The sequence below is a fragment of the Streptomyces phytophilus genome (genome assembly GCF_013870535.1).
Taxonomy (GTDB): domain Bacteria; phylum Actinomycetota; class Actinomycetes; order Streptomycetales; family Streptomycetaceae; genus Streptomyces; species Streptomyces phytophilus.
Map to the genome: position 1 here is coordinate 1 of NZ_JACBXC010000383.1, position 4,955 is coordinate 4,955.

The window sequence follows — 4,955 nt, forward strand, 5'->3', positions numbered from 1 at the left end:
CGCCCGGCCCCGGTCCGTATGGACTCAGCCGGACCAGCGGTAGCGGTGCTCGGGCCGCCCCGTGCCGCCGTACTTCAGCGACAACTCGGCGCGGCCGGAGTCGGCGAAGTGCTCCAGGTAACGCCGCGCGGCCACCCGGGAGATGGCCGCCGCCTCCGCGCACTCGCTGGCAGAAAGGCCGCCGGGGTGCTCGCGCAGCACCCGCTCCACCAGCTCGGCGGTCCGCCCGTTGAGCCCCTTGGGCAGCGCCCCGGAGACGGTGGGGCGGGCGCTGAAGAGCCGGTCGACGTGCGCCTGCTGGACGCCGTCCGCGTCGTCGAGGGCGTCGAGCCGGGCGCGGGTGGCGGCGAAGTGGCGCAACTGCTCCTGGAGCGCGGCCTGGCTGAACGGCTTGATGACGTAGTGCAGGGCGCCGCCGTGCAGCGCGCCGCGGATGGTTTCGGCGTCCCGGGACGCGGTGATCATGAGTACGTCGGTGTCCGCGTGCTCCCCCGCGCGCAGCCGGCGGAGCACCCCGATGCCGTCCATGTCCGGCAGATAGACGTCGAGCAGCACCAGGTCCGGGCGCAGCCGCGCCACCGCGCGCAGCGCCTCGGCGCCGCTGTGCGCGACTCCGGCCACCTCGAAGCCGTCGGTCGCCGCGACGTAGCGGCTGTGCAGCTTGGCCACCATGAAGTCGTCGTCGACCACCAGTACCCGGATCACGGCGGTCAGGCTAGCGCCCGGCGGCCCGCCGCGCCGGGACCAGAACGACCAGAAGTTTCCTTGCGTTCACAAGCGCGACACCTCGGGGCCGTGGCGGGAGCATGTGGCGACATCCGGACCCCAGTGATCATCCACGGCTCCGCGGAGCCGGCTCCTCGACGAAGAGGCGGTGACCGAACCGTGCGTCTGCCGACCACTCTACGCACTCCGTTCGCCCTCGCGGCAGCGGCGCTGCTGGTGCTCCTCGGCCCGCCGCTCATCACGGAGGGCGACGGCGCGGCGGAAGGCAGCAGGATCCCCGGGCTGGAGCTGATGGTGCCCAACACCCCCGGCGGCGGCTACGACATCACCGCCCGCACCATCGCGCGGAACATCGAGGACGCGGACCTCGGCAACAACGTCGAGGTCTTCAACCTCCCCGGCGCCGGCGGCACCGTGGGCCTGTCCCGGCTCGTCAACGAGCACGGCAACGGCAAGCTCGCGATGTCCATGGGGCTCGGGGTCAGCGGCGCGGTCCGTACCAACACCACCGACCACACGCTCGCCGACACCACCCCCATCGCGCGGGTCACCGAGGAGCCCGACATCGTCGTGGTCCCCGCCGACTCCCCGTACCAGACCTTCGAGGACCTGCTGGCCGACTGGAAAGCCTCCCCGGGCAAGACCCCCGTCGGCGGCGGCTCGTCCCCCGGCGGCCCGGACCACCTGGCGCCGATGCTGATGGCCCGGGCCGCCGGGATCGTGCCGAAGGAGGTCAACTACGTGCCGTACGACGGCGGCGGCGAACTGCTCGCGTCGATCCTCGGCGGCAAGGTCGCCTTCGGCGTCTCCGGCGTCGGCGAGTACCTCGACCAGATCGAGGCGGGCGACCTGCGCGTGCTCGCCGTCACCGGCGGCGAGCGGCACCCGGGTCTGGACGCGCCCACGCTGCGCGAGACGGGCATCGACGTGGCGTTCACCAACTGGCGCGGCTTCGTCGCCCCGCCGGGGCTGTCCGACACCGAACGCAAGAACCTCATCCACCTCTTCGAGAAGCTGCACGACACCGACGAGTGGCGGCAGTCGCTGAAGACGAACGGCTGGACCGACGCCTTCCTGACGGGCGAGAAGTTCGGCGACTACCTCGACGCGCAGGACCGGCGCGTGGTCTCGGTGCTGAAGGAGCTGGGCCTGTGACGAACGAGTCGACGACGGACGGGACCCGGACCCCCGCGGAACCGCCGGACGACAGCGACACCCCCGACGGCGGGGACGGCAAGGGCGGGGACGGCGCGGACACCCCCGACGGGGGCGGGCGGCTCGCCCTGCTGCGCGGCAGGTCCGAACTCGGCGTGTGCGTCCTGCTGCTGGCCATCGGCGTGCTCGTGCTGATCGACGCGCGGACCATGGACACCGGCTACGCCCAGCGCGGCCCCGTCGGACCCGAGGCCGCCCCCACCGTCATCGGCATCGCCCTTCTCGTCGTCGCCGCCCTCCTGGCCGTCGACGTGCTGCGCGGCGGCAAGGGCGAGGCCGAGGGCGGCGAGGACATCGACCTCGACGCCCCCTCCGAGTGGCGCACCGTGCTGCTGCTCGCCGGGGTCTTCCTCGCCACCGCCTTCCTCATCGGCGAGGTCGGCTTCCCCATCGCCGGCGCGCTGCTGTTCTGGGGCGCGGCCTACGCGCTGGGCAGCCGCGCGTACGCCGGGGACCCGCTCGTGGCCGCCGTGCTCTCGGTGGTCACGTACACCGTCTTCAACAACCTGCTGGGCGTCCCGCTGCCCGGCGGGCCGCTCATGGAGGTGCTGTGAGATGGACTCCCTCACCTCCCTCATCGACGGCTTCGGCACCGCGCTGTCGCCGGCCCACCTCCTCTGGGCCGCCGTCGGCGTCCTCCTCGGCACCGCCATCGGCGTGCTGCCCGGCATCGGCCCCGCGATGGCCGTCGCGCTGCTGCTCCCCGTGACGTACGGGCTGGAGCCCACCGCCGCGCTCATCATGTTCGCCGGCATCTACTACGGCGGCATGTTCGGCGGCTCCACCACCTCCATCCTGCTCAACACGCCCGGCGAGAGCGCCGCGGTGGTGGCCGCCATCGAGGGCAACCCGATGGCCAAGTCCGGCCGCGGTTCGCAGGCCCTGGCCGCCGCGGCGATCGGGCACTTCGCCGGCGGCATGATCGGCACCGTCCTGCTGGTCGCGCTGGCCCCCGTGATCGCGGACCTGGCCGTCGACATCGGCGCGCCGGACTACTTCGCCCTCATGGTCCTCGCGTTCATCGCGGTGACCTCCGTGCTGGGCCGCTCCCGCATCCGCGGCTTCGCCTCGCTGCTCATCGGCCTGACCATCGGCCTGGTCGGCCTCGACCAGATGACCGGCCAGGAGCGGCTGACGTTCGGCTCGCTGCAACTCGCCGACGGCATCGACGTCATCATCGTCGCGGTCGGCCTCTTCGCGGTCGGCGAGGCGCTGTGGGTCGCCGCCCGGCTGCGCTCGGGCAACCAGGGCCCCATACCCGTCGGCCGCCCGTGGCTGGCGCGCTCCGATGTACGGCGGACGTGGAAGCCGTGGCTGCGCGGGCCGCTGATCGGCTTCCCGTTCGGGGCGATCCCGGCGGGCGGCGCGGAGATCCCCACGTTCCTTTCGTACGTCACCGAGAAGCGGCTGTCGAAGCACAAGGACGAGTTCGGCAAGGGAGCCATCGAGGGCGTCGCCGGGCCGGAGTCGGCGGCGTCCGCCTCCGCCGCCGGGACGCTGGTGTCGATGCTCACGCTCGGCCTGCCGACGACCGCGACGGCCGCCGTGATGCTGGCCGCGTTCCAGCAGTACGGCATCCAGCCCGGCCCGCTGCTCTTCGACCGCGAACCGGACCTGGTGTGGGGCCTGATCGCGTCGCTGTTCCTCGGGATGTTCCTGCTGCTGCTCATCAACCTGCCGCTGGCGCCGGTCTGGGCGAAGCTGCTGCGCATCCCGCGGCCGTACCTGTACGCGGGCATCCTGTTCTTCGCGGCGGTCGGCGCGTACGCCGTCAGCGGCGAGGCGGTCGACCTGGTCATCCTGCTGGTGATCGGCCTGATCGGGCTCGGCATGCGGCGCTACGGGCTGCCGGTGCTGCCGGCGATCATCGGCGTCATCCTCGGCCCGGCGGCCGAGCAGCAGATGCGCCGGGCGCTCCAGCTCAGCGACGGCAGCCTGAGCGGTCTGGTCAACACCCCGTTCGCGGTCACGGTCTACGCCGTCATCGCGCTGATCCTGCTCTGGCCCCTGGTCCGGCGGCTGGTCACCAGCGGCGCAGGACGAGCGCGACGCGGATCACGAACGCCGTAGCCCCGGCCGCCTTCGCGGCCGTCAGCACCCCCACCCTCGCGTCGCCGCGCACCGCGTCGATGAAGAGCGCGGGCGCGGCGACGGCGAGGAACACCGCGCCCGCCAGCAGCGCCGCCGTGACCGCCGCGTACACGATCTCGACGGTCGCGGCGTCCCGCTGCCCCTGTGTCCTCGGTCCCCGCATGTCGACCCCCCTCACAGTGGGATGAGTATCCGCGCGACCCCGTGTTCAATCCGTTGCACACCGGCCGTCACATCCCGCTCACGGGCTGGTACGGTGCCATGCCATGGCAACGGGGAGCGCCGAAGGCGCGGTCGTTTCTCAATGGCGGGAGATCCGCGCGGTGCACGCGCGGGCTGTGGGCGAGTTGGACCGTGAGCTGCATCGATACGGCATCGGGGCCAGCGACTTCGAGGTGCTGGACGTGCTGCTGGGGATGGCGGACGCCGGCGACAGGGCGAGCCTGAGAGTCCAGGAGCTGGCGGACCGGGTGCACCTGAGCCAGAGCGCGCTGTCCCGCCTCGTCGGCAGGCTGGAGAAGCACGGTCTGGTCAGCCGCGGCATGTGCCCCGAGGACCGCAGGGGCGTGCAGGTGTGCGTCACCGACGCGGGCCGTACGCTGCACGCCGAGGCGCTGCCGGTGCAGCGGGCGGTGCTCGCCCGCACCGTCGGCGTCAGATGACCGGCTGACCCGGTCGCCCCCTCAACTCCCGTGCGGGCGCCCGGTCCGCTGCACGGCCTGCATGGCGTACGCGATGAGCGAGGCCGCCCCGGCGAGCAGCGCCACCGTGCTGAGCGCGGTGCGCAGCGAGAACCACTCGGCGAGGAAGCCGATCGCCGGCGGGCCGAGGAGCATGCCGCCGTAGCCGAGGGTGGACGCGGCGGCGACGCCGTGCGGGCCCGCCAGTTCGCCGGCGCGGCCGATGGCGATGGGGAAGATGTT

General features: G+C 72.9%; 6 protein-coding genes and 1 pseudogene. 4 read left to right on the forward strand and 3 right to left on the reverse strand.

Annotation, left to right across the window (positions count from 1 at the left end):
• Window positions 1-24: 24 nt before the first annotated feature.
• The gene (locus H5J30_RS17445; RefSeq protein ID WP_181788346.1) at window positions 25-705 is read right to left on the reverse strand and encodes a response regulator; all 681 of its coding nucleotides are present in this window, start codon (window positions 703-705) and stop codon (window positions 25-27) included.
• A gap of 180 nt (window positions 706-885) precedes the next feature.
• Here H5J30_RS17445 and H5J30_RS17450 point away from each other — a divergent pair, with 180 nt between their 5' ends.
• The 3 genes from H5J30_RS17450 to H5J30_RS17460 are packed head-to-tail and all read left to right on the forward strand — an operon-like array spanning window position 886 to window position 4,011.
• On the forward strand, window positions 886-1,881 hold the full coding sequence (locus tag H5J30_RS17450; protein ID WP_181788347.1) for a Bug family tripartite tricarboxylate transporter substrate binding protein: 996 nt from the start codon (window positions 886-888) through the stop codon (window positions 1,879-1,881).
• A complete protein-coding gene (locus H5J30_RS17455; RefSeq protein ID WP_181788348.1) occupies window positions 1,878-2,495 on the forward strand; it encodes a tripartite tricarboxylate transporter TctB family protein in 618 nt (205 codons plus the stop codon). Before H5J30_RS17450 ends, H5J30_RS17455 begins: the two co-directional genes overlap by 4 nt.
• A gap of 1 nt (window position 2,496) precedes the next feature.
• Window positions 2,497-4,011, forward strand: a complete 1,515-nt coding sequence (locus H5J30_RS17460) for a tripartite tricarboxylate transporter permease (protein WP_181788349.1) — start codon at window positions 2,497-2,499, stop codon at window positions 4,009-4,011.
• On the opposite strand, the gene H5J30_RS17465 is transcribed toward H5J30_RS17460, so the two are convergent.
• Window positions 3,965-4,195, reverse strand: a complete 231-nt coding sequence (locus tag H5J30_RS17465; RefSeq protein ID WP_181788350.1) for a DUF6332 family protein — start codon at window positions 4,193-4,195, stop codon at window positions 3,965-3,967. The genes H5J30_RS17460 and H5J30_RS17465 overlap by 47 nt on opposite strands.
• Window positions 4,196-4,298: 103 nt before the next feature.
• Between H5J30_RS17465 and H5J30_RS17470 the strand changes: the two genes are divergently transcribed.
• On the forward strand, window positions 4,299-4,694 hold the full coding sequence (locus H5J30_RS17470; RefSeq protein WP_018836348.1) for a MarR family winged helix-turn-helix transcriptional regulator: 396 nt from the start codon (window positions 4,299-4,301) through the stop codon (window positions 4,692-4,694).
• Between the two features lie 21 nt (window positions 4,695-4,715).
• Here H5J30_RS17470 and H5J30_RS17475 read toward each other — a convergent pair.
• Window positions 4,716-4,955, reverse strand: a pseudogene (locus H5J30_RS17475) (MFS transporter); the annotation flags it as partial.